This window comes from Flavimarina sp. Hel_I_48 (assembly GCF_000733945.1).
In the GTDB taxonomy this organism is placed as follows: domain Bacteria; phylum Bacteroidota; class Bacteroidia; order Flavobacteriales; family Flavobacteriaceae; genus Leeuwenhoekiella.
Genome location: NZ_JPOL01000002.1, coordinates 1,028,233 through 1,052,500, shown reverse-complemented (window position 1 = coordinate 1,052,500; position 24,268 = coordinate 1,028,233). Strand labels below are relative to the sequence as shown.

Sequence of the window (24,268 nt, the reverse complement as noted above, 5' to 3'; positions counted from 1 at the left end):
CAAATAACCATAAATCACAATTGTTTTATTTAAATATGGTTTTAAGTCAAATGACAACAGTCTATTATCTGGTACTTCTCTCAACAATATAAAAGGGCTAAATAAAGGGAATCCTAGGATTTCAAGTTGATCAAAGGCTTCTTCCAGAGAAGTGATTTCAAATTTTGGCAAAACGAAATCACGTATGGAGACTTTAAAGAATTGCTGTTGTAGTTCGTTTTTCAATGTGTTATTTTCTCTATAATGCGCTTCCCACAGAAGATTGCGCTTGTCAGAACGAATGCTTCTAAATGCATTTATACGAATTAACAAATCCAACTGTTCTATACTCAATGGAACACGCTCAATGAGATCATCTAAACTTGAGAATTTTCCAAACTGTCTTGAATTAATGATTTTAATTATAGTTTTTTTCTCTAATTGTTGAATGTGCTGAAAGCCCAAGTAGATATTCTTGCCTATAATTATAGTTTGTATTTCGCTTATATTAATACAAGGCGCGTTGATTGTACCTCCTTTCATTTTAGCTTCGTGGACGTAAGTTTCCATATTATAGAAGCCACCACCATTATTAATTGTCGCAACTATATATTCTAATGGAAAATAGCATTTCAAATAAAGGCTTTGATAGCTTTCTACAGCATAAGAGGCTGAATGTCCTTTAGCAAATGCATAACCGGCAAAACTTTCAATCTGACGCCATACGTCTAATATCATTTCTTCAGGTTCCCCTTTTTTTAGGCAATTGTCAATAAACTTCTGTTTCACTGCCTGAAATTCTTCTCGGGACCTATATTTTCCGCTCATTCCACGCCTTAAAACATCAGCTTCACCAAGATCAAGATCAGCGTAATAATGTGCTACCTTGATCACATCCTCCTGATAAACCATCACTCCATAGGTATCTGGCATAATATCCCAAAGTACGGGATGGGCTTCTTTACGTTTTTCCGGGTTTATATGTCTTAAAATATATTCGCGCATCATGCCGCTTTTTGCTACACCAGGTCTAATAATTGAACTTGCAGCTACAAGCATTTGATATTCATTCACGCCCAGTTTTTGTAAAAGCATGCGCATCGCAGGCGATTCAACATAAAAACAGCCTATACAATCTGCCCGCGCAATCATCGCATTTATCTTATCGTCATCAAATAAAGGTTGTGTATCGTGAATATCTAATAATGTTACATCTGGATGATTTTCTTTAATAATCGCTATCGCATCTTTTATTTTTCCCAGACCTCGCTGGCCCAAAATGTCGAATTTATAAAGTCCCACGTCTTCTGCAATGTGCATATCAAACTGTACTGTGGGAAAGCCCTTAGGTGGTAAATGAGTTGCTGAAAAATAATGAATGGGTCTTTCTGAAATTAAAATTCCACCAGCGTGGATGCTTAGATAATTGGGCTTTTCAAATAAATAGGCAGCGTATTTAAGCACTAATTTAGACAGTTCATCTAGTTTGTTCATGTCATATTTCCCGTTGCTCAATTTGTCAATTTCATATTTCGGTATACCGAAAACCTTACCCAGTTCCCTAACTGCGCCGCTGTGTTTAAAAGTTACATAAGATCCCAGTAAAGCTGCCTGACCTTTTTTACCAAATTCCTCAAATATGAATCTTGTTACATCTTCACGGTCCCAGGTAGAAAAATCAATATCAAAATCAGGTGGATTAATACGATAAAGATTCATAAAACGTTCAAAGTAGAGATCAAGTGCTATAGGGTCTACATCTGTTATGCCCAGTAAATAGGCAACAATACTATTTGCACCGCTACCGCGACCTACATGGTAATAACCTTTATTTTGAGCATATTGAATAATTTTCCAATTGATAATAAAAAAGGAAACAAAGTTTTTTTGCTGTATAAGATCAAGCTCTTTGACAAGGCGATCCTTTATATCTTGAGTGATCACTTTATAGCGTCTGGGTAATCCTTCCTCACATAGTTGCACTAATTTTTTATAATCTAATGCGTCGCTACCTTCTACGGTTTTTAAGTTTTGTGAAGGTTTGTCTTTCGAAAAATCGAATGAAATAGAACATAAATCGGTCAATTTTTGGGTGTTTTCAAGTATATATGGGAAGTCAATAAAGGTTTTTTCAAGAAGGTATTGTTCCACAAAACGTTCATCAAAATCTGCCTGTTGCTCTTTGGCAAGTTTGCTCAATAGTTCATTATTATCTATCGCACGCAGCAAACGGTGTATGTTGTAGTCGCGCTTATCGCGAAAGCTCACCGCATGTAAAAACACCAGTTTTTCAGCAAAATCACTATACCTTGAAAATCGAAGTTTACGCAGATTTTTGATTGAAATGCCTATAAATTCATTTTTGGCCAATGTACTCAAGTCTAATTCCAGCGCTTTTTCAAAAGGGTAGATCACAAAAGCATTCTCAAAAACCGGTGCTTTTTCCGGAAAATTGGCTTTTTTGTGTAAATAAATAGACAAAAAATTATTGATTTCAAGAAAGCCATCATTGTTTCTGGCCAAAATCACGTAGCATTGTTTGATCCCATTTCTAAAATCGACACCTAAAATAGGTTTTATGGTAAGATCTGCAGCTTTGCGCACAAAGCTTAGACACGCAGAAGTATTGTTGATGTCTGTAAGCGCAAGGGTTTCGCAGCCATATTTAATGGCCAAATTCAATAATTCTTCTTCAGACATTGTGCCGTAGCGCAAGCTAAAATAAGAGTGGCAATTGAGGTACATAATTAAAAGTTTTCCCCACCTGGCCTCCCCGAAGGGGAGGAGTCTCGCTTGTGCATAAATCGTGAGCGGGAGTTTTTTTGTTCCCTCACTTTGGGAGGGTTAGGGTGGGAATTATTGATGACGATGCGCCAGCACTATGGGTGGTTGACCATTAAAAGGATTTCCCTGATTACCTATTGTTCGCGCGCCTTCACCCATGGCAGCTGCTCGCATGATACTTCGGTCACCGTAACGTAGCCTTACGGTATCCATAGCTTTATAAAGATTTACGGTTCGGTTTGTATTTTCAAAAAGATCGATCTGGTAATGCCCTTGCGTAAGGCCGCTAAAACGTACACCTACCAGGCGTATAAGCAACCTGCGGTTGTACAATTTTTCAAAAAGCTCCATTACCTGAGGTATCAAATTATGGTCTGCCGCTGTATAGGGGATTTTTAGTTGTTTGGAGTACGTTTGAAAATCTGAATAACGAACTTTCACGGTAATACAAGATGTCAATTTGTTGCCACGCCTTAGCTGAAATGCGAGATTTTCTGCCATGGCATGAATGGTGGTTTTTAATTTTTGAATATCTGTGGTATCCTGCCCATACGTGCGTTCACTGGAGATAGACTGTCGCTCGTGATACGCTACAATAGGTGAATTATCAATGCCATTGGCACGTTCCCAGATCACACGGCCATTTTTGCCAAATACAGAAATCATCATTTCTACCGGCATTTGCTGAACCAGTGACACTTTTTTTACGCCCAGGTTACAAAAAGTCTGAAAGGTTTTTTGCCCTACCATGGGCAGTTTTTTAATGGAAAGAGGAGCTAAAAATATTTTTTCAAAACCGTTGTCTATTTTGAGTTGGTCATTAGGCTTCGCTTCATTTGTTGCCACTTTAGACACCGTTTTATTTGCCGAAAGTCCAAAGGAAATAGGTAGGCCAGTTTCCTTGATTACTTTGCTGCGCAGTTCAGAAGAAAATTTATAACAACCAAAAAATTTATCCATACCTGTAAGATCCGCATAGAATTCATCTACGCTTGCTTTTTCGAGTACAGGAACTTCTCGTTGGATTATTTCGGTAACATCTTTAGAATATTTGGTGTAGGTAGATGCATTGCCGCGTATGTAAATCCCTTGTGGGCATAACTGCCTGGCCAATTTGATAGACATTCCAGAATGAACGCCATAAGACCTGCTCTCATAACTTGCAGCACTTACCACACCACGATCTCCAGTGCCGCCCACTATGACTGGTTTGTTATTAAGGCTACTATCCATTTTACGTTCACATGAGACAAAAAAGGTATCAAGATCAAGGTGAAGAATCGTTCTTTTCATAAAATTAGGAATATTTACAAAATTATGGAATTATTCCTAATTACAATATTCAAGAACGAACTTTAACGGAATAAGACAGGTGTTAAATATGAACTATTTTTTGTTATAGGTTTTAAAACTATTTAAAAAGGCTGAGATTGTAAATAGTTACCTGGAAGAAGAATCTAGGAAGTTCTTAAATAAAATGCTTTAGAAGCGTGGATTTATATAAAACGAATTAATTAAACGTTTTATATCAGTTTCTTTCCTTCAATGCTAATGGGAGAGCCTTCCATACATTGTAAAGAATCTGGTATTTGTTTACTTAAACTAGAGAAAGCTTTGCCGTATAATTGCCCAAAGTCAATTTCAATGCTGTGATTTATCACTTCATAAGCTTCCCATTGAGGATGGCGAACTTCATACTCAACGGTTTTATTTTCATCTTTTTTGCTATATCCCCAGTAATGTTCAGTAATGAATTCTGTTTTGCTGCCAGATTCAAATGGTTTTGAAATATTTTCGGTCGTAAGGGCAATTTGTTGCCATTTTCCGCGGTTTTTTAAAGCGTAACTTATTGTATTTTCTGTGGTAGTAATATGGTGGTTGTAATGCATTTTCTTTAGGCTGTACTTTTCATTGTAGAGTAGATTTGCAACAAGTACAATTGCTGGTTTTGCTACAATTTCAGAAATGAAAACAGTACCTCGACGCTTTTTTCCATCAATCATTCGGGTAACATAAAAGCGTAAATTGATTTCTTCAAAGCGGGTATGAAACGGAACGGAAATCCCTTTTAATTTGACTTTATCAAAAAGAAACCCTACCAGGCTTACATAACATTTACCTTCAAAAAAATCAAGTTCTGTTCCCAAGGGAACATAAGGTTTTAAGATCTCGGGATCTATTTGATAGTTGGCAAAACACAATTTTCGCCATTCGGCGGTGAGGAAACTCATTTGGTCTTAAAGAATTTGATAGGTGGCAACAACATGCCGAAGCACTCACCTTCTTCTTTTTCCAAATGTTTATGGTGAATTTTATGCGCACGGCGCAATCCTTTAGAATACCAATTATTGGCGTCACGGAAGATTTTAAAGCGCTGATGTATAAAAATATCGTGAACCATAAAATAAGTCATACCGTAAGCAAATATCCCCAACCCAATGGGTAATCCTATCCAGACATCTTCATAACGCCACAATAGAAAGCAACCTATACTTACCAGGGCGTAAAAAATAAAGAAAAAGTCATTACGCTCCCACCATGAGCCATGGTCTTTATGGTGATGGTCACGATGTAACGACCATAAAAAACCATGCATAACATATTTATGGGTAAACCATGCCATAAATTCCATTAGACAAAATGTGGTCAAAAAAACAAGTATCCAGATAAGCGTCTGCATTTTAAATAAGGTTTAATCTGTATTTTACATAACTACGGGCCAATAGTGAAGCTTTTACATAGTTGGGTACACGTATACGTGTATTTTTTATTTCAATGGAAGGCGTACTTTTTAATTTACTAAGTAGTTTTCTATAATAACGGTATGCGGTATATACACCAAATTTTGCTTCTACCGGTAGCATATGAATACCTGCTAAACCAAGGGCAAAATCAGCTTCAATTTCATCAATTATCTTTTGTTTGCTGGGTTCATCGAGTTCTTCCAAGTTAGCGTTGGGAAAATAACTGCGGCTAAGTTCTTCGTAATCAGCTTTGAGATCCCGTAAGAAATTCACTTTTTGAAATGCAGATCCCAGTCGCATCGCACTTTCGCGAAGCTCTTCATATTTTTCCTGATTTCCGTTCACAAATACCTTTAGGCACATAAGTCCCACAACATCAGCAGAACCATAAATATATTCTTTATAATCTGCTTCTGTGAGGTAATCACTTTTTGTAAGGTCCAGGCGCATACTTTTCATAAAAGAATCCACGAGTTCTTTTTGAATCCCAAAGCGGTGATAGGTATGCTGAAAAGAATTGAGTATGGGATTTAAACTAATCTTTTCAATAAGGGCATTTTCAAGATCTGTGTTGAACCTTTCAAAAAGTTGTTTTTTATCATAATCGTGAAAACTATCTACGATTTCATCTGCAAAACGTACAAATCCATAAATGTTGTGGATGTCCTGTCTAATACTGGGAGCAAGCATTTGCGTCGCCGTCGAAAATGAAGTGCTGTACGACCTTGTAACCATTTGCGAACACTTTAATGATACGCTGTCAAAAATTTCTTTCATGTACTTCTACTGTTTTTCAATAAGTCCCGCAGCCAGTTTGCCAGAAATTAGCGCAGGCGGAACGCCAGGGCCGGGAACCGTTAATTGACCTGTAAAAAACAGGTTCTTCACTTTCATGCTTTTCAGGTTTGGTCGTAGAAAGGCTGTTTGCAACAATGTATTTGCCATCCCATAAGCGTTGCCCTTGTAGGAATTGTAATCTTGCCGAAAGTCTTTTACACAGAAAGATTCCTTAAATATAATATTTTTTCGCACTTTTTGATTGGTTAAGTGCTCAAAACGATCTATGATCTTATCAAAATATTCTATTCTCAGCTCTTGAGAATCATAAAGGCCTGGCGCAATGGGAATAAGAAAAAAGCCGCCATCTTTACCTTCTGGAGCCATTGATTTATCAGTTTTTGATGGGAAATTGGCATAAAAAAGCGGATCTGTGGGCCATTCTGGCTCGTCATAGATTTCTCTGGCGTGCCTTGTAAAATCAGTATCAAAAAAGAGGTTGTGGTGGTTTACGTTTTCAATCTTCTTATCAAAACCTATATAAAAGAGGAGGGAAGAGGGCGCAAAAACCCTACTGTCCCAATACTTCTCTGAATATTGTCGCAAAGATTCCGGCAATAGCGTTTCGGTATGATGATAATCTGCACCACTCAAAACGATATCAGATAATATACTTTTTCCGTTAATTTCTAAACCCACTGCCGTGTTTCCTTCGGTACGTATGCGATTGACGACACTATCTGTATGTATATTCACGCCCAATTGCCGGGCAAGGGATTCAATACCTTCAATGACTGAATACATACCGTTTTTAGGATGAAAAGTTCCCAAGCCGAAGTCTGCATAGTTCATAAAACTATAAAAAGCGGGTGTATCAGAAGGTTTTGCTCCCAGAAAAAGAACCGGGAATTCAAGAATTTGAATCAGTTTTGGGTTGGTAAATGCACTACGTACATCTTTACTAATCGTACTAAAAAAGCGACCTATTTTAACGATCGTTTTTGGTGTGACAAGCTCAAGTGGTGAAACTCCAGGGCGATAGACAATATCTTTAATGGCGACGTCATAATTGTCCCTGGCCTTATCTATAAAGTGCTGTAGTTTTTTTGCACTTCCCGGTTCTTCTGCTTCAAAAACCTTTTTTATTTTATCTAAAGTGTCTTCAATAGTGATGTAGTCATCCTTCCCAAAATAAACCCGATACGCAGGATCCAGTTTTTCTAGAGTATAATAATCTGATTGTTTTTTACCAAAATCGGCAAAAAAACGATCAAAAACATCAGGCATCCAGAACCAGGAAGGCCCCATATCAAAAGTAAATCCGTCCCGCTTTAATTGTCTCGCACGACCACCTATGGTTCGATTTTTTTCATATAGATGTACTTCATGTCCCTGTTGTGCCAGGTAACACGCTGCGGAAAGCGATGAAAAACCGGAACCTATGATGCTAATTTTCTTTTTCATTTATAAATCTTCAATAAAAGAGTCAATAGATTTGATTACCTGCGCATTTGAGGGCAGGTTCTTTATGTTTTCACGCAGCGCTTTCCTGCCGAAAATATAAAGGGGAATATGGTCATTTTCCATCTCTTTATTAAAGATTTTTACATAATCAGAAACCGAAGTGTCTTCTGGCTTAACCGTAAAATAAGATACAAAATGTACGTTAGGTTGGTTCTGGTTCAAATATTTCAAATTTTCGATCATGATACTTTGGCCTAAATAAATACATTTATAACCATGGCTTACGATCTCATAATTTAAAAATAATAGCCCCAGATCGTGGATTTCATTTTCAGGTAAAAAAAGTACAAATACCTTTGATTTATCAGGTATATGTTCAATCTGGTATTCTTCGATCTTAAGCAGAATTTTTTGCTTTATGAGGTTTGTAATAAAATGTTCATGGGAGGGATCTATGGTATTCGTCTGCCATAAAAGCCCTATTTCTTCCAGTAATGGTATCAAAACCTGATAAAATATATCTCTAAACTGTAGTTTATCTGAAAGGGAATCAAATGTTTTAGCAAACAATTGCTGATCAAAGTTCATCATTGCAATCTTGAAAGAATTAAGCGCCTGATGATTTTTAGGTTTTTCTTTCTGCTCCACAATTTGTTTTACCATTTTTATAATTGCCTTATTGTCATTCTGGGCAATTTTAGAAATCTTGTAATTGTGTTCCAGTAAAAAAGTAACGTTCAGCAATTTCTGAAGGTCTTTTAAGGTATATGTGCGTATATTGGTTGGGGTTCTATCGGGTTCAAGGAGGTTGTAGCGTTTTTCCCAGATGCGTATGGTGTGAGCTTTAACCCCGGCCAAATTCTCTAGATCTTTTATGCTGAATTTGGTTTTGACGGCATTCATTAATTTAAGCTCTTTTACTGAAGTTTAGTATCTCAAATTTACATTTTTTGTTTAATAAACTGTGTTTTTAGATAAACAAATGAGGTCTTTTGTGATAAAATTAAGGTGTTGGTCAAATTGTAACAAACTAAAAAAAAAGGCCAACATCCTTATGGACGTTGGCCTTTTAAAAATTTATTATTCTAAGAAGTTTAGTTCAATGACTTCATATCAATAACGAATCTGTATTTTACATCGCCATCCACGACGCGTTCATAAGCGTCGTTTATATTTTTCATATCAATCATTTCTACATCAGAAACAATGTCATGCTCCCCACAAAAGTCAAGCATTTCCTGAGTTTCTTTGATTCCACCTATAATAGAACCTGCTATACGTTTTCTTCCCATGATAAGGCCGGCCCCGTTCACTTCAATAGGTTCAATTGCTCCCACCATTACCATGGTACCATCTCTTTTGAGAATGTTTATATATGGATTTGTATCATGACCTACCGGAACAGTATTTAAAAGGAAATCAAAACTTCCCGCTTGCTCCTTCATAGCTTTTTCATCTTTCGAAATCAAGACTTCGTCAGCCCCTAAGCGTTTGGCATCTTCTGCTTTTTCAGGAGATGTTGTAATCATAACGGTGTGTGCGCCCATGGCGTGAGCAAATTTAATACCCATATGACCTAAACCGCCAAGGCCTATTACACCTACTTTATCACCTTTTTTAATATTCCAGGTACGTAATGGGGAATAGGTGGTAATACCAGCACATAATAAAGGTGCGACAGCTTTCGTGTCTAAACTTTTGGGTACGCTAAGAACAAATTCTTTGTTCACTACGATACTTTCTGAATATCCACCAAAAGTATGTCGGTTTTCTAAGTGCTTATCTTTAGAATTATAGGTCATTGTTGCCCCATTCTCACAAAATTGCTCCAGATCCTCTTTGCAAGAATCGCATGTCTGGCAAGAATCAACCATACACCCAACACCTACAAGATCTCCTTCTTTAAAATTTTTGACATTTTCACCTACAGCGGTAATTTCACCTACGATCTCATGACCGGGAACTACAGGATAGACTGAATTCTTCCAATCATTGCGCACTTGATGAATATCACTATGACAAACACCGCAATAAGTAATTTTAATATGCACATCATCTTTAGTGGGCTTACGCCTTTCGATCTGCATTTCTTTCAAGTCTGCATCAGCAGCCTTTGCACCGTATGCTTTAACTTGTGTATTATTTTTATTATCTGTTGCTTTTTCAGCAGTTTCTACTTGACTCATAAATTTTTTTTATTTATTTATTTAATCTAGTAAAAGTCTGTCAAGACAGAAAACGATTAACGCTCTTTAACAATGATTAAGCCTAGTCTTAAGGAGATTTTAGTGTTTTAATCTAAATGGCAATTTTTTCCATAATTTCTTCCGTAGTGAGTATACAGCTATCTCCAAATTCGCGAATATGACTTTTTAAAATGCGCTCTGTGTGATACGTATTTTTTTGCGGAATAATGGATTTTTCCAAGGCATCAAAATCTGTTATCTGCTCATTGTTGCCTATATAACCATAGCCGCGATAAATCCCTTCCCTTACAAGAACAATGGCTTTTTCTTCTAGATTGCGCCCTGTGCAGGAAATAACAAAATCCTGGTTTCTACGTGTTAATGCCCTTATCGCTTTGTCTACGCGCACATTATAATCTGCAACCGCTTCTTCTTTTACACAAACACCGTTGCAGGAATTTATTTTATAGTGCGAACAACGACCGTTTGTATCCTGAAGACCGCAAAATCTGGGGCAAAGTTCAAACTCTTCACAAAGCTGTTCCAGCCTTTCTATTCCCTTTGCACGTGTAAAAAAATAATCAAGCGCGCTATCCTTGTATTTAGAACGGATAAGTGTAAGCTGTTTCGCGCCCGCTCTGTTTTTATAAGCAACAATACAAAAAGGGTTTTGCGTTTTTTTCTGCGCGCGGTTGTATTTGGGATAGTGTTTGGCTATTTGTTCTGCTTCAAGCAAGAGCGCTATTAGTTCGTTGCCGGTCTCTTCAAAATCAATGCGATAGGTTTCTTGTGCCAGTAAGTATTCACTATTCTTTTTACTGTAAAAGTGGCTGGTGACCCGCTGCCTTATATTTTTTGCTTTTCCCACATAAATAATCTTCCCTTTTTGGTCTAAAAACAGGTAAATACCGGACTTTTCCGGGAGATTTTCTATGTTTTCTTTATTGATGTGGGGTGGGAGCGTGGCTTCTTTACTGCGCGCATGCAGAAAAGTACGTATTACTTCCTTTTCTGGGTCCAGGCTTAAAATCCTTTTGAACAAAAGTACGGTTGCATCTGTGTCGCCTTCTGCCCGGTGCCGGTTATTGAGCGGTATTCCCAATGAGGTACAAAGTTTCCCTAGGCTGTAAGAATATAACTTCGGGATGAGCTTGCGCGAAAGTCGAACAGTGCATAACTTTTTTCGGTTAAAATCCCTACCTATAGCCCTAAATTCACTTCGGATCACATTGTAATCAAAATTCACATTGTGCGCGACAAAAATAGAACCTCTGGTCATGCGTTCTATTTCATCAGCTATTTCATCAAATTTTGGGGCGTTTTTGACCATTGCATTGTCAATTCCCGTAAGCCCAGTGATAAAAGGCGGAATTATACTTTCAGGATTTACAAGAGAGGTAAATTTCTCGATCTCCGTATCATCTTCAATAAGGACGATGCAAATTTCGGTGATGCGGTTTCCATTTAAACCTTTTCCGGTAGTTTCCACATCAATAATGCTATAGCGCTGGGGAGCCATTCAATAAATTTAGGGATGAAGCTCAAAGATAACCCAAAATAGGAAAAAATCCTAAATAAGGGAAAAAATCCTTCCGAAGTATTTAAACGCTAAGTGTTCCGCAAAATAGGGTACAAAAAAACATCCTTCAACTAATTACCTGTTCTTTGCGAAATGGTACTAATTGAAGGATGCTTCAGTTTGCAATATTTTTTAGGATTGCTTTCTAAATAATTTTTTAGAAACCAAATCCAAAACCAACCTGAAAGATATTTGTTTCCACAGAATTGAAATAACCGAAACTTAACCCAAAAGAACTGAGTCCGCTGATCCAGATGCCACCTCCTTGCGAGGTATGCCATTTACTTGAAGGATCGCCAGACAACCAGGTACGGCCATAATCAAATCCACCAAAAATACCGATAGCTACTGGCAGGACGCCGGTTTTATATTCCTGGAGTCTTAACCGCAGGTCTGAGCTTTGATAAAAGTAGGCATCACCGGTAAAGCGCTGATCCCTAAAACCGCGCAACCCATTGTCACCGCCCAGGGAAGGTGCATGATAAAAGAAATAATCCCCGCCATAGTTGGTTTTACCCTCGAGGGTAGTCCCAAATACCAATTTACCGGATTCAATTAATTTTTGTGAAAACTCAATATTTGCCATAACGTAACCAAAATTATTGTCAGCTACAGAAGTGTTGAATTTATAACCTGCCGTAACCCCTATGTATAAGGACTGCGTAGGGAAATCATCAGCATCATCAATGTTATAATATGCGGTAGTTTCCGCGCCTACGTACGACTGACTGTCAAAAACATTGGGATCAAGGTTATTTGAGTTAAAAAGCCTGTTTAAGCTTTCATTGACGCGATAATTCTCAAACAATGCGTACGCTTTGAGCGACAGAAAAGTCAAACCGGCACGTACCTTAAACTGTTCCATACGGGCCCTGAAATAATTACGACCCAATTCCTCCTCACGGTTTACGCTTTCATTTCCGTAACCAAAAAAGTTGGTAGCAAACTGATTGCTTGTGTAATAGGCCTGTGTTTCAAAATTCCAGCGGGGAATGGCATTGGCCCATACACCCTTATATTTAAGCTCAATGGCATTGAATGTAAAGTAATATTTAGCCGCTAGCGAATGTTGCTGTCTAAATGGATTTCCATTAAAACCATTAAGGGTATATGTGTCTTTTCCACCTATAAAAACGCCATCATCCAGTCGGTAACCGGCAGCGGGCACAAATGTATTTGCGCTGGCTTCTATATAGCGCCAGTTGTAATTATTGGTAGTATATAGATTCGTAAGCTGCTTGCGCGGTTTCTTGGCTTCGTATGTGCTCTTTTCATAAGGCAGATCGTATATTTTTAAGCCTTTCTTGTTTGTGACATTATATGTATCTTCACCATAACCACCGGCAATACGAACAAAAATGCTGCCGCTACCTTCACCAAAAACGTTGAACTGGTCATCATCATTAAGACCGTAGATCCAGATTTCTTTTGTGTCCTCTTTGTTAAAGGTACGATCATAAATCAATGGATTCTTATTATCGCTTTTATCCCTTTTAATAACGACACGGGTCTTACCATTCTCCAGCCTTTCTATATCAAAAACATCGTCTTTTTCCGTTCCGTGAAGTACAATTTTCTTGTTTAGATAACTTCCGTATTCTTCGGCATATTGTGGTAAATCCTTAAGACGTTGCCTAAAACTTGATTTTATAAATGTAAAAGTACTGTCGTTGCGTAACTCTGGCGGAAGCTCATCAAAAGCGGTTTCAATATCTGCTTCTGTGAGATCATTCTGAATACTTTTTGCCTGTTTAACCCACTCTTCAGCACTATAATTAGTAATAAGTGCCTGATCAAGGCTATAGCCACGGTTGTTGAACCATTTTACGCTATTGATTTCTGGCCCGTAGGATACCCAGGATCTTGTAATGGGCATAAACCATTGTAGGATGGGAAGTGCCACACCACCAAATTTTGGGAATGCATTGTCCCGGTCGCGGGGCACGGGCACAAAAAGAACCTCATCATCGCTGATGGTATATTCTACCCATCTAAATTGATCCTGATGCCGGTCCCAGTCACCCAGGAGCATGTTGAACAATCGTGTACGTATGAAAGTTTGCTGATCTACTTTATACTTTTCATCCTCATGAAGCGCTTCAAGCATATCTGTGGTGCTCTCAAAATCGCCCACGGTCCCTTCCACTTTTGGATTTGCAATGCTATAGCCTTCAAAATCTTTTTGTTCTTCAGAAGGGCGTTCTTCTATAAAGTATAATTCATCGCCATAAAACTGATTAAAACTACCCAAAAACTCCTGTTTTGGTACGTAAAACAGTCGGGGTCGCGAATGATTCACCCCGGCGGCCGTAGCGAGCGTGTAAATGGGAAGTTGCATATATTGCGATGAGGTGGTAAAAAAGTCAGAAAATATATCATCTGCTATGGTATTTTCATAAGCTTCTGCCTCAAAAGTGATCCCAGGTAACTGTGCCCCTAATGCCTGTATAGGGTTTTTGCGTAGGGAACGCATATTAAACTGTCTGTCCTGGGAATCTGCCATACGCAGGGAACTTGATTGTTGTCCACCGCCCTTTTTGACGATTTTCATACCGCCATACAACGTATCTAGCTTTACTATGGGTGCAGTTACCGGCTTAGTGTAATAATCCCTATAACGGTCGCCCCACAAAAATTTGTAGAAGCCAGAACGTTTAAAATCGTCTGGATTGTCAAACATCCCCACCTGTATAGTGTCCTGTCCTTTTAGCGTATCTGTATAATCTCCGTTATATTCAGAAAAAGCAGGTAAAACCGGAAGTCGTACGTCTTCGATTTTGTCTTCTGGGGTTATAAAAGTCACTTCAGAAGAACCATCTTCAAAATAATCCAGTCTTGCAAAACCGCTCGCGCCATGTGTGTAAATACCTTCAAAGGGCAATCTGCCACCTATAGCCGTTAAGGTCTCATCAGCCCTGCGGGTGGCCTGTACACTTCCCAGAGAACCACTTATGATCTGCGGGGTAGTTTTTGCCTGTAATAATTGGAGGTTTTCTTCATGTCCAGAAACAAAAGTTATCCTATCAGAACGCTGTGCCATTGCAGCCATAAGGACACGGTAATAGCCATAAGGTCTTGAATTTAGCATTTTAGGCGAGAAGGATCCCAGAATACCTACTCCCTCTATTATCGTACTAATTCCAGGAATGGGAAGTAATGCATCTTTAAAGGTGATTTTACCAGCATATTCACCATTTCCAAAAATGGGGTGATGCATGGCGATAACCAGGTTTTTATCTTGTGCGTCGCTTATATACCCTTGTAATTCTTCTGAAAAGCGCCGTGGCGTATCAATATTTCCACATTTTTGATTGATGTACTCCACACCGTTCCACCCATTCAGCAACCAGTTGGAGTCTATGAGCAAAAGATCAAGATTTTCATTGATGGTATAGTATTCTAGTGGGCAAACATTGTTCGGTCTTACTTCTGTTTTGTCTTCGAGACCTTTGTCTTTTAGATAATCTTCTACCTCCTCGATTTGCTTGGCATTTTTGCTTTTCCATTCATTGATCCCGGGAATAAAGTATGTTTTGCCCTTAAAATTCTCCAGGACCTCGAGTTGGCGGTTGAGAAGAAGCGTATCTTTTTTCCAGTTCTTTTTATCTGGACTAATATAGTCACCGGTAAAGAGCATCGTGCTCTCTTCGGGAGCATTATCAAGTGTTGTTTTTAGCAAAGAAAGTGTTGCGTTGCCTTGACTTGCATTTTTCTGGTTTCCAAAACCGCCAGCAATAAAAAATGTATAGGTGGGCTGCTTTTCAATACTTTTCCCCAGAGCTTGTTCACCCTCTTTGAGCTGAGGTTTGTAGGTAGCACAGGAAATCACCAAAAAGGCCAGAAAAGTGCGTGGAATTATTTTCAAATTTAATTTTTTAATCATGATATGTGGGGTTAAGAACAGATGCTCCAGAAGGAGTTTTTTGTATCTTTAATTTAAGGGGAAATATAACGGGACTATCTCGTAGTCAACGTAATTTGTTTGCAAATGAGCACGCAATATACTAACAAAAATAAAAACCCAACATATTTTAAGAGACCGTAAAGATTTTGATAGGCTTCAACGTTTAATGTCTTTCGGTTTCAGAGGCTCAATAGATCACTGTTCTTAAAATTTTATCAGCCTATAGCCATAATTCCAGTCAAGTGTTATTATCGTTTTATGAACGGTTCATTTAATTAACTAAATAAAGTTTCCTTATTATTTTAAATAGCAGACACATACTCTCAAAGCAATTATAATGGCCAGCACCTTTTTACTGAATATGATCAAACAAGTCAAATCCCTTGCGGAAGCAGGGTTAGTGTATAATGATAATAATTATGACACCGAACGTTATGAGGAACTGCGACGTATTTCCCTTGAAATGATGAGTGTAATAAGCCAGAAGGAGGTAGAAGTTCTGGAAAGTTTTTTTCTTCCCGTAAACGATTATCCCACACCAAAAGTTGACGTTCGGGCGCTGATTTTAAACGGGAAAAGAGAAATTTTAATGGTAAAGGAGCAAGTTGATGGCAAATGGACCATTCCCGGGGGATGGTCAGAAATTGGCCTGACCGCTTCAGAATCTATAATAAAAGAAGTAAAGGAAGAAACTGGCTTTATTGTTAAGCCCACACGCTTGCTGGCAGTATTTGATAAAAAATGCCACCCACACCCGCCAGAGGCATATTATCTCTACAAAATTATATTTTATTGCGAGATAGAAGATGGGGAGGTAGCTCCCAATTTTGATATTCAAGAAGTAGGATGGTATGCGCTCAATGAGCTTCCCGAACTTTCTACCGATAGAATAGTAGAAAGCCAACTAAAATTACTGATTGATTTAGAAGAAAAAGGAGGGGATGTTTATTTTGATTAACATCATGATAATCAAACATATAAATAACATCGATTTAATATAAAAATGCCACATTTTGGGATCTAAAGGGGGTGTTTTTATACTTAATTAGCTGATTAATCAAATATTTTTTTCTTCCGCAGTTCAAAGTTTTGACCCAGATAGACTTTGCGTACCATCTCATCACTAGCAAGTTCTTCGGGCACGCCATGTTTTAATATGCTGCCTTCAAACATTAGGTAGGTATGATCTGTGATCGCGAGGGTTTCCTGAACATTGTGGTCTGTAATAAGAATGCCTATGTCCTTATCTTTCAGCTGGGCGATAATGCGCTGTATATCTTCTACGGCCACGGGATCTACCCCGGCAAAAGGCTCATCAAGAAGTATAAAATTAGGGTTGGTCGCAAGTGCACGTGCAATTTCGGTACGGCGGCGTTCCCCGCCAGAAAGCAGGTCTCCCCGGCTTTTGCGTATATGGCCCAGACTAAACTCTTCTATCAGTTCTTCCATCTTGGCGCGCTGCTCTTTTTTGCTCAGCTTGGTCATTTGCAATACACTGAGAATATTATCTTCAATGCTCAATTTTCTAAAAACCGAAGCTTCCTGGGCAAGGTAACCTATGCCAATTTGCGCCCGTTTGTACATGGGAAATTTAGTGATATTGGTTTTATCCATGTGTATCGTACCTCCGTTTGGCTTTATCAGCCCCACGATCATGTAGAAGGAAGTGGTTTTACCGGCACCGTTAGGCCCCAGTAATCCTACGATTTCCCCTTGCTTAACCTCTACGGTAATACCTTTTACAACCTCACGGCCCTTATATGATTTGACTAAATTTTCTGCGCGTAATATCATGACTAAGTTTTAGCAAGGATCAAGCCGCAATGGCAAGCAATTTAATTTGTTTGACTTTGTTCAAGCTCTTCCCAAAATTCATAGGCCCTACGCAGGTGCGGTATAACAATGGTACCACCTACTAAGGTGCCTATTCCCAGCGTTTCCATGATTTCTTCTTTGGTAACGCCCGCTTTATGGCAGCTTTCCAGATGGTAACGCACACAATCATCGCAGCGCAATACAGTAGAGGCAACGAGGCCCAGGAGTTCTTTAGTCTTGACATCAAGGGCGCCGGGCATAAATGCATTGGTATCCAGATTGAATATTCTGTTGATGATTTTGTTCTTATCGCCAAGAATCTTATCGTTCATTTTTGAACGGTAATCATTGAATTCCTGTACTTGACCAGTTTTTGTTGACATATAAATTATTAAGGATAAAAGGTTATACTATGCTCCCGTACGTAGGTGTTTTTCTTTTTTCAACCTGCGTTTTTCTTGTTTGACCACGAAAGCAGATATAAAAATACTTACCTCGTATAAAATTAAAATTGGGATAGAAACAATAACCTGTGTGGAGATGTCTGGCGGTGTAATCACTGCGGAAACAATGAGGACGATAACCAGTGCATATTTTCTATATTTCCGTAAAAATTCGGGTGTTACCAGTCCTATTTTGGTAAAGAAATAAATAATTATAGGCAGTTCAAAAATAAGGCCTGCTGACAGGGCACTCATTCGAACCAGACCTATATAAGAGCTAATATCAAATTCATTCTTAACCTGATCGCCAACGGTAAATGTTGCCAGGAAATTTATTGATAAAGGCGCAATAAGGTAAAAACCAAAAAGAACGCCTAAAAAGAACAAAAAGGAAGAAACAAAGATAAAGCCACGCGAATTTTTACGTTCGTTAGGGTGAAGTCCCGGAGCCACAAAACGCCAGAACTCATAAATAATATATGGAAATCCCAAAATAAAGCCAGTCATTATCGACGTCCATATAGCTGCACTAAATTGCCCTGCCATCGTACGGTTTTGAATGATAAAATTCATTTCTGTATCGCAGCCGTTTGAAGAACCAAAAACCTGCGATATTTTGCATAAGTATTCGTAGGATATAAAATCGGGATACGATGGTGCAAATATGATCTGGTTAAAGATGAAGTCCCTAAAGATAAATGCCAGCACGCCTATGATCACTACCGCAAGCGTGGCCCTTATCAGGTGCCAGCGTAATTCTTCAAGATGATCCAGAAAAGACATTTCCCCCTCTGGCTTATTGGTTTTTGTTGCCATTATATAATTCCTTCTTTTATTAAGTCATGCAAATGAATGACGCCAGTATACCTGCCATCATCATCAATCGCGAGTAATTGAGATATACTATTATTTTCAAGAATATCCATAGCAGTAACTGCCATTTCATTTTCATTGACAACCTTGGGATTTGTATTCATTATGTCCCGGGCTGTTAAGCCGGTCAATATATCATTTTTTTCAAGCATACGACGTATATCACCATCAGTAACTACGCCCAGTAACCTATTATTGTCTACCACAGCGGTAACGCCAAGCATTTTCTTTGAAATTTCTATGATCACATCCTTTACAGATGCGCCGGGTGATATTACAGGTCTGTCGTGTAATTTTACAATATCCTTTACCTGTAAATATAATTTTTTGCCCAGAGTGCCACCGGGATGGTATTTTGCAAAATCCTTAGTCGTAAAACCATGCAGTTCAAGAAGGGCTATGGCAATTGCATCCCCCATCACGAGCTGTGTGGTAGTGCTTGTAGTGGGTGCCAAATTGTGTGGGCAAGCCTCATTTTCCGCTTTTGCATGAATGACAAAATCTGCCTGTAAACCCAAAAAGGAATTTCTGGAACCGGTAAGTGCAATAAGGGAATTACCCATTTTTTTTATAAGCGGAACCAATACTTTGATCTCTGGACTATTTCCACTTTTTGAAATGCAGATGACGATGTCGTTTTTAACAATTGTTCCCAGATCACCATGAATGGCATCAGCAGCATGCATAAAAATAGATGGGGTTCCGGTAGAATTCAAAGTAGCGACGATTTTCTGCGCAATTATAGCACTTTTTCCAATTCCTGTAAGTATAACCCTACCTACACTGTTAAATATTAGATTAACGGCATCAGTAAATTCATGGTCTAATAAAGGGGCGAGATCGGCTACGGCGTCGCGCTCTGTCTCAATTGTATGCCTGGCACTGGCCAAAATCTGCTCATGAATATTCAAAAGATATGTTTTTTTGCCGTTTGTTTGTCCTAAAGATTTTAGTATATTTAAAATGCAAATGTATGCAAAATTGCCTAAGATTAACCCAAGCATTGATGAGTTTAAAAGAAATAGATTTACACGCCGAGCTAAAGAAATATTTTGGATTTAGCGAATTTAAAGGCCTGCAGGAAGAGGTTATTACCAGTATAGTTAACAAAGAAAATACCTTTGTTATCATGCCTACAGGAGGTGGTAAATCACTGACCTACCAGTTGCCTGCGCTCATTGAAGGGGGTACCGCAATTGTGGTCTCACCCTTGATTGCCCTGATGAAAAACCAGGTAGATGTCTTACGTGGTATAAGTAAAGAACATGGTATTGCCCATGTCTTAAATTCTTCGCTCAACAAATCTGAAGTAAAACAGGTCAAGGAAGATATTTGCAATGGCATCACAAAACTGCTCTATGTTGCGCCAGAATCACTTACCAAAGAGGAATATGTCGATTTTTTAAAAGAACAGGAAATTTCCTTTGTTGCTATTGATGAAGCGCATTGCATCAGCGAGTGGGGCCATGATTTTAGACCAGAATATAGAAATTTGCGGCATATTATCAAAAGGCTGGGTGACAACATACCCATTATTGCGGTTACCGCTACGGCTACACCTAAGGTCCAGGAAGATATTCTTAAAAACCTGGGTATAAGTAGTGCCAATACCTTTAAGGCGTCTTTTAACAGGCCCAACCTTTATTATGAAATACGTCCCAAGACAAAAAATGTAGATGCAGATATCATTCGCTTCGTAAAACAGAATGATGGTAAGAGTGGAATCATCTATTGTTTGAGCAGAAAAAGGGTGGAAGAGCTCGCTCAGGTGCTTCAGGTGAATGGGGTGTCTGCGGTGCCCTATCATGCCGGACTTGATGCTAAGACCAGGGCAAAACATCAGGATATGTTCCTGATGGAAGATACTGATGTGGTGGTTGCGACGATCGCTTTTGGAATGGGAATAGATAAACCAGACGTGCGTTTTGTAATTCATCACGATATTCCCAAGAGTATAGAAAGTTATTACCAGGAAACGGGTCGTGCTGGTCGTGATGGCGGTGAGGGGCATTGCCTTGCCTACTATGCATACAAAGATATAGAAAAGCTTGAAAAATTTATGAGCGGCAAACCCGTGGCAGAGCAGGAAATAGGTCATGCCCTACTTCAGGAAGTTGTTGCCTATGCCGAGACATCCATGTCGCGTCGTAAGTTCATCCTGCATTATTTTGGTGAAGAATTTGACAATAAAACCATGTCGGGTGGTGACCTTGATGATAATATGCGCAACCCTAAAAAACAGCAGGAAGCTAGAGAACAGGTTTTACAGTTGTTGCAGGTGGTTAGCAAAACGGATGCGATATATAAGAGTAAAGAACTTGTCTTTACCCTAATGGGAAAATCAAATGCCATCATCAGTTCGCACAAGACCGATGAAGAGGGTTACTTCGGGATTGGGAGCGATAAAAATTCACATTACTGGAATGCACTATTGCGTCAGGTGCTCGTAGGAGGCTATCTTAAAAAGGACATTGAGACTTATGGGGTGATCAAAATTACAGATAAAGGAAAGGCTTTTTTAAAGAAACCGCATTCTTTCCTTATGACAGAAGATCATGTTTTTGATACGGAAGCTTCCGCTAATGCGCAGGTACCAACTAAAGCTTCTGGCGGGTTTGATGATAAGCTGGTTTCCATGCTGCGTGACCTCCGCAAAAAAGTAGGTAAGAAAAAAGGAGTTCCGCCTTATGTTGTTTTTCAGGATCCTTCCCTTGAAGATATGGCGATAAAATATCCTACCACTATAGAAGAAATGTCCAATGTTTTTGGCGTAGGCGAAGGAAAGGCAAAAAAATACGGAAGGGAGTTTATTGACTTCATTCAAAAGTATGTTGAGGAGAACGATATTATAAAACCAGATGAGCTTGTCGTTAAATCTACCGGATCCAACAGTGCTTTAAAACTATATATCATTCAAAACGTTGACCGTAAATTACCGTTAACGGATATCGCTTCCGCTAAAGGCCTTTCAATGCCAGATTTTGTGAAGGAAATGGAAGTTATCGTATTTAGTGGTACAAAACTGAATATCAATTACTGGATCGATGAAATTCTTGACGAAGACCAGTTAGAAGAACTTCACGACTATTTTATGGATGCCGAAACGGATGATATAGAAGCTGCTATGGAAGAGTTTGATGGTGATTACGATGATGACGAACTAAGGTTGTACCGTATTAAATTTTTTAGTGAAGTAGCGAATTGATAAATACTCAATTCTTAGTAAATAAAGTCAACCTAAATGTATTCCAGGATCACATAAAGCGCTTCATTAGGATTGTTATCCTATCACGTTTACAATTTTCAGAGCATCTAGAAACAAAAAAAACCGCTCTTTTTGGCCATTTTTCGGGTAAAGAGAGCGGTTTTTAGTCGAAATATTCAATTTTTAATCTGCAACATGTAACTTTCCAATTGCTTTTGCACAATCGACCGTTATCCTCTTCGGATAGCTATCCTAAATTTTCAGGGTTGCGTAATTTACTCAAGTATCTTTATTTTAAAGTTTTATAACAATCAGGAGATGCCAGTGCGACGCTGAAACAAGTTTAGTATGACGAACAATAGATTTTATATAAGATTACAGACAATAATCAATTAAAAAACCGCTCTTATAACCCAGTTTTCGGGTCTAAAGAGCGGTTTTTTAATAAAATTTCGATTGAATTATCGAGCCACTTAATAATTTTTAACCTGCAACTGTTATAGATGGATCACTTCGTCATAAGCGGCCGCGGTAGCTTCCATCACCGCCTCACTCATGGTAGGGTGAGGGTGAATCGCTTTAAGAACTTCATGACCTGTAGTTTCAAGTCTGCGTCCTAAGACAGCTTCGGCAATCATATCAGTTACGCCGGCGCCTATCATGTGGCATCCCAACCATTCGCCATATTTGGCGTCAAAAATAACTTTCACAAAACCTTCTTTGTTACCGGAAGCGCTGGCCTTACCGGAAGCCGAAAATGGAAATTTCCCTATTTTAAGTTCGTAACCGGCTTCTTTGGCTTGTTTTTCGGTTAGCCCTACAGAAGCAATTTCAGGGCTGGCGTAGGTACAACCGGGAATGTTGCCATAATCCAGTTTTGCCACGTGCATGCCTTTGATCTTTTCAACGCAAAGAATACCTTCCGCGGAAGCGACATGCGCAAGTGCAGGGCCGTGGGTTACGTCACCTATCGCGTAATAACCAGGCATATTGGTCTGGTACCAGTCGTTTACGGTAATTTTGTCTTTATCTGTAATGATGCCCACATCTTCCAGGCCTATATTTTCAATATTGGTTTTGATACCTACTGCAGAAAGTACGATATCGGCTTCCAATTTTTCTTCACCTTTTTTGGTTTTTACGGTAGCAACAACCCCTTCTCCAGAAGTATCAACACTTTCTACCGAAGAATCTGTCATCACCTTGATACCCGCCTTTTTTAAAGAACGCTCAAATTGCTTGGAAACTTCTTCATCTTCTACCGGAACAACATTTGGTAAATATTCTACGATGGTAACCTCTGTGCCCATGGTATTGTAGAAGCTGGCGAACTCAACACCTATTGCTCCTGAACCAACTACGATCATTTTTTTAGGCTGCTTGTCCAGGGTCATTGCCTGGCGGTATCCTATTACTTTTTTGCCATCTTGTTTAAGATTTGGCAATTCACGGGAATGTGCACCGGTGGCGATAATTATATGATCTGCGCTATATTCTGTGCCATCAACGTCAATTTTCTTGCCTGGTTTTAATTTTCCGTAGCCTTCAATGACGTCTATTTTGTTCTTTTTCATGAGAAATTGAACCCCCTTGCTCATGCCATTGGCAACGTCACGGCTGCGTTTTACCACTGCGCCAAAATCCTTATCGGGATTTTCTAAGGTGAGGCCATAATCTTCTGCATGTTTAAGGTATTCAAAAACCTGTGCGCTTTTTAGCAATGCTTTTGTGGGGATACACCCCCAGTTTAAACAAACGCCGCCCAGGCTTTCCTTCTCTACAATTGCGGTCTGAAAACCCAGTTGTGAAGCGCGAATGGCAGTTACATAGCCTCCCGGGCCACTTCCTAAAACAATAATATCGTATTTGCTCATGATTTATTTTTCTCAGAATTAAGGTGCAAAATTACACATAAAATGCCTGAAACTAAAGTTACTTGCTACCATTTAAACGATCCTGGATGACTTCCTTGAGAATAGGAAGGATTTCCTCTACAAACCAGGGGTTTTTAATAGTCCAGAACCTGTTTACAGGAGAGGGATGTGGAATTACAGCGTAATCGGGCAGATATTCTGTAAAGTTTTTGACCCGCTGCGTGAGTTTTAGACCGTCGTTGAGGTAATAATTCTGGGAATAATTACCTATCAGAATTTTTAAGGGATCACCTTTTATTTTGTTAAGAACCTTATTTTGCCATAGCGGTGCACATTCCGGCCGCGGGGGAAGATCACCAGTTTTAGCCTTCCCAGGGAAACAAAAACCCAGGGGCAGAATGGCAAAATTATCAGGATTGTAAAACGTCTCATCATCTACGCCCAGCCACTCTTTGAGCCGTTTACCACTGGGATCATCCCAGGCATGGGTTTTCTCGTGCGCAATGCGCCCCGGCGCCTGACTTATCAATAGGATTTTTGATTTTGCAGAAGCGGAAAGTATAGGATTTGCCCCTAAAGACAAAAAAGGCTCACATAAGGAACATGCTCGTATTTCCTTAAGTAAGCCTTTCATGGATAAT

Annotated in this window: 18 protein-coding genes (1 of these 18 cut by a window edge); 2 read left to right on the top strand and 16 right to left on the bottom strand. The window is 39.0% G+C overall.

Annotated elements, in window-relative coordinates:
- From P162_RS04770 to P162_RS04725, 10 genes are all read right to left on the bottom strand, one after another.
- Positions 1–2,724, bottom strand: the 5' portion of a protein-coding gene (locus P162_RS04770; RefSeq protein ID WP_035916850.1) for a DNA polymerase III subunit alpha. Its footprint begins 285 nt before the window's first position; only the first 2,724 of its 3,009 coding nucleotides appear in the window; it begins with the start codon at positions 2,722–2,724; its stop codon lies off the left edge, out of view.
- A 111-nt stretch (positions 2,725–2,835) separates the two neighbouring features.
- Positions 2,836–4,056 (bottom strand): DNA polymerase IV, encoded by a 1,221-nt coding sequence (gene dinB / locus P162_RS04765; protein ID WP_031426094.1) that lies wholly within the window; start codon positions 4,054–4,056, stop codon positions 2,836–2,838.
- Between the two features lie 230 nt (positions 4,057–4,286).
- Positions 4,287–4,994: a YqjF family protein gene (locus P162_RS04760; RefSeq protein ID WP_031426093.1), complete on the bottom strand. Its 708-nt coding sequence runs from the start codon at positions 4,992–4,994 to the stop codon at positions 4,287–4,289.
- Entirely contained in the window at positions 4,991–5,443 is a 453-nt protein-coding gene (locus tag P162_RS04755) for a sterol desaturase family protein (protein WP_031426092.1), read from the bottom strand. Before P162_RS04755 ends, P162_RS04760 begins: the two co-directional genes overlap by 4 nt.
- A gap of 1 nt (position 5,444) precedes the next feature.
- A complete protein-coding gene (locus tag P162_RS04750) occupies positions 5,445–6,284 on the bottom strand; it encodes a phytoene/squalene synthase family protein (protein ID WP_031426091.1) in 840 nt (279 codons plus the stop codon).
- A gap of 6 nt (positions 6,285–6,290) precedes the next feature.
- Positions 6,291–7,748, bottom strand: a complete 1,458-nt coding sequence (locus P162_RS04745) for a phytoene desaturase family protein (RefSeq protein WP_031426090.1) — start codon at positions 7,746–7,748, stop codon at positions 6,291–6,293.
- Complete coding sequence (locus P162_RS04740; RefSeq protein WP_031426089.1) at positions 7,749–8,651, bottom strand: MerR family transcriptional regulator; 903 nt, start codon at positions 8,649–8,651, stop codon at positions 7,749–7,751.
- A gap of 191 nt (positions 8,652–8,842) precedes the next feature.
- A complete protein-coding gene (locus P162_RS04735) occupies positions 8,843–9,934 on the bottom strand; it encodes an NAD(P)-dependent alcohol dehydrogenase (protein WP_051907780.1) in 1,092 nt (363 codons plus the stop codon).
- A 112-nt stretch (positions 9,935–10,046) separates the two neighbouring features.
- Positions 10,047–11,453 carry an exonuclease domain-containing protein gene (locus P162_RS04730; protein WP_031426087.1) on the bottom strand — a complete coding sequence of 469 codons (1,407 nt, stop codon included), beginning with the start codon at positions 11,451–11,453 and terminating at the stop codon, positions 10,047–10,049.
- Positions 11,454–11,670: 217 nt separating this feature from the next.
- Complete coding sequence (locus tag P162_RS04725) at positions 11,671–15,378, bottom strand: hypothetical protein (RefSeq protein ID WP_164076210.1); 3,708 nt, start codon at positions 15,376–15,378, stop codon at positions 11,671–11,673.
- Positions 15,379–15,754: 376 nt separating this feature from the next.
- Between P162_RS04725 and P162_RS04720 the strand changes: the two genes are divergently transcribed.
- Positions 15,755–16,375: an NUDIX hydrolase gene (locus P162_RS04720; protein ID WP_031426085.1), complete on the top strand. Its 621-nt coding sequence runs from the start codon at positions 15,755–15,757 to the stop codon at positions 16,373–16,375.
- Between the two features lie 95 nt (positions 16,376–16,470).
- Here P162_RS04720 and lptB read toward each other — a convergent pair whose 3' ends face one another.
- The 4 genes from lptB to P162_RS04700 are packed head-to-tail and all read right to left on the bottom strand — an operon-like array spanning position 16,471 to position 19,459.
- On the bottom strand, positions 16,471–17,211 hold the full coding sequence (gene lptB, locus P162_RS04715) for an LPS export ABC transporter ATP-binding protein (RefSeq protein WP_031426084.1): 741 nt from the start codon (positions 17,209–17,211) through the stop codon (positions 16,471–16,473).
- A 41-nt stretch (positions 17,212–17,252) separates the two neighbouring features.
- Positions 17,253–17,615 (bottom strand): carboxymuconolactone decarboxylase family protein, encoded by a 363-nt coding sequence (locus P162_RS04710; protein WP_031426083.1) that lies wholly within the window; start codon positions 17,613–17,615, stop codon positions 17,253–17,255.
- Between the two features lie 27 nt (positions 17,616–17,642).
- On the bottom strand, positions 17,643–18,491 hold the full coding sequence (gene tatC, locus P162_RS04705; RefSeq protein ID WP_031426082.1) for a twin-arginine translocase subunit TatC: 849 nt from the start codon (positions 18,489–18,491) through the stop codon (positions 17,643–17,645).
- Entirely contained in the window at positions 18,491–19,459 is a 969-nt protein-coding gene (locus P162_RS04700) for an SIS domain-containing protein (RefSeq protein WP_031426081.1), read from the bottom strand. The genes tatC and P162_RS04700 overlap by 1 nt, the downstream gene beginning before the upstream one ends.
- Positions 19,460–19,554: 95 nt before the next feature.
- On the opposite strand from P162_RS04700, the gene P162_RS04695 reads away from it, so the two are divergent.
- Positions 19,555–21,753, top strand: a complete 2,199-nt coding sequence (locus tag P162_RS04695; protein ID WP_031426080.1) for a RecQ family ATP-dependent DNA helicase — start codon at positions 19,555–19,557, stop codon at positions 21,751–21,753.
- Between the two features lie 497 nt (positions 21,754–22,250).
- Here the strand turns inward: P162_RS04695 and lpdA are convergent, their stop codons facing one another.
- Together lpdA and P162_RS04685 are read right to left on the bottom strand one after the other, a co-directional pair.
- Positions 22,251–23,627, bottom strand: coding sequence for a dihydrolipoyl dehydrogenase (lpdA, locus tag P162_RS04690; RefSeq protein ID WP_031426079.1), 1,377 nt, complete (start codon positions 23,625–23,627; stop codon positions 22,251–22,253).
- Positions 23,628–23,685: 58 nt separating this feature from the next.
- On the bottom strand, positions 23,686–24,261 hold the full coding sequence (locus P162_RS04685) for a uracil-DNA glycosylase family protein (RefSeq protein ID WP_031426078.1): 576 nt from the start codon (positions 24,259–24,261) through the stop codon (positions 23,686–23,688).
- Between the last annotated feature and the right edge of the window lie 7 nt (positions 24,262–24,268).

Bases quoted from the DNA above. Each gene is read 5' to 3' on its own strand.
- P162_RS04720 (WP_031426085.1), top strand. From the start codon at position 15,755: ATGGCCAGCACCTTTTTACTGAATATGATCAAACAAGTCAAATCCCTT.
- P162_RS04750 (WP_031426091.1), bottom strand. From the start codon at position 6,284: ATGAAAGAAATTTTTGACAGCGTATCATTAAAGTGTTCGCAAATGGTT.
- P162_RS04730 (WP_031426087.1), bottom strand. From the start codon at position 11,453: ATGGCTCCCCAGCGCTATAGCATTATTGATGTGGAAACTACCGGAAAA.
- P162_RS04710 (WP_031426083.1), bottom strand. From the start codon at position 17,615: ATGTCAACAAAAACTGGTCAAGTACAGGAATTCAATGATTACCGTTCA.
- lpdA (WP_031426079.1), bottom strand. From the start codon at position 23,627: ATGAGCAAATACGATATTATTGTTTTAGGAAGTGGCCCGGGAGGCTAT.
- P162_RS04685 (WP_031426078.1), bottom strand. From the start codon at position 24,261: ATGAAAGGCTTACTTAAGGAAATACGAGCATGTTCCTTATGTGAGCCT.
- tatC (WP_031426082.1), bottom strand. From the start codon at position 18,491: ATGGCAACAAAAACCAATAAGCCAGAGGGGGAAATGTCTTTTCTGGAT.
- P162_RS04745 (WP_031426090.1), bottom strand. From the start codon at position 7,748: ATGAAAAAGAAAATTAGCATCATAGGTTCCGGTTTTTCATCGCTTTCC.
- lptB (WP_031426084.1), bottom strand. From the start codon at position 17,211: ATGATATTACGCGCAGAAAATTTAGTCAAATCATATAAGGGCCGTGAG.
- P162_RS04755 (WP_031426092.1), bottom strand. From the start codon at position 5,443: ATGCAGACGCTTATCTGGATACTTGTTTTTTTGACCACATTTTGTCTA.
- P162_RS04735 (WP_051907780.1), bottom strand. From the start codon at position 9,934: ATGAGTCAAGTAGAAACTGCTGAAAAAGCAACAGATAATAAAAATAAT.
- P162_RS04740 (WP_031426089.1), bottom strand. From the start codon at position 8,651: ATGAATGCCGTCAAAACCAAATTCAGCATAAAAGATCTAGAGAATTTG.
- P162_RS04695 (WP_031426080.1), top strand. From the start codon at position 19,555: ATGAGTTTAAAAGAAATAGATTTACACGCCGAGCTAAAGAAATATTTT.
- P162_RS04760 (WP_031426093.1), bottom strand. From the start codon at position 4,994: ATGAGTTTCCTCACCGCCGAATGGCGAAAATTGTGTTTTGCCAACTAT.
- dinB (WP_031426094.1), bottom strand. From the start codon at position 4,056: ATGAAAAGAACGATTCTTCACCTTGATCTTGATACCTTTTTTGTCTCA.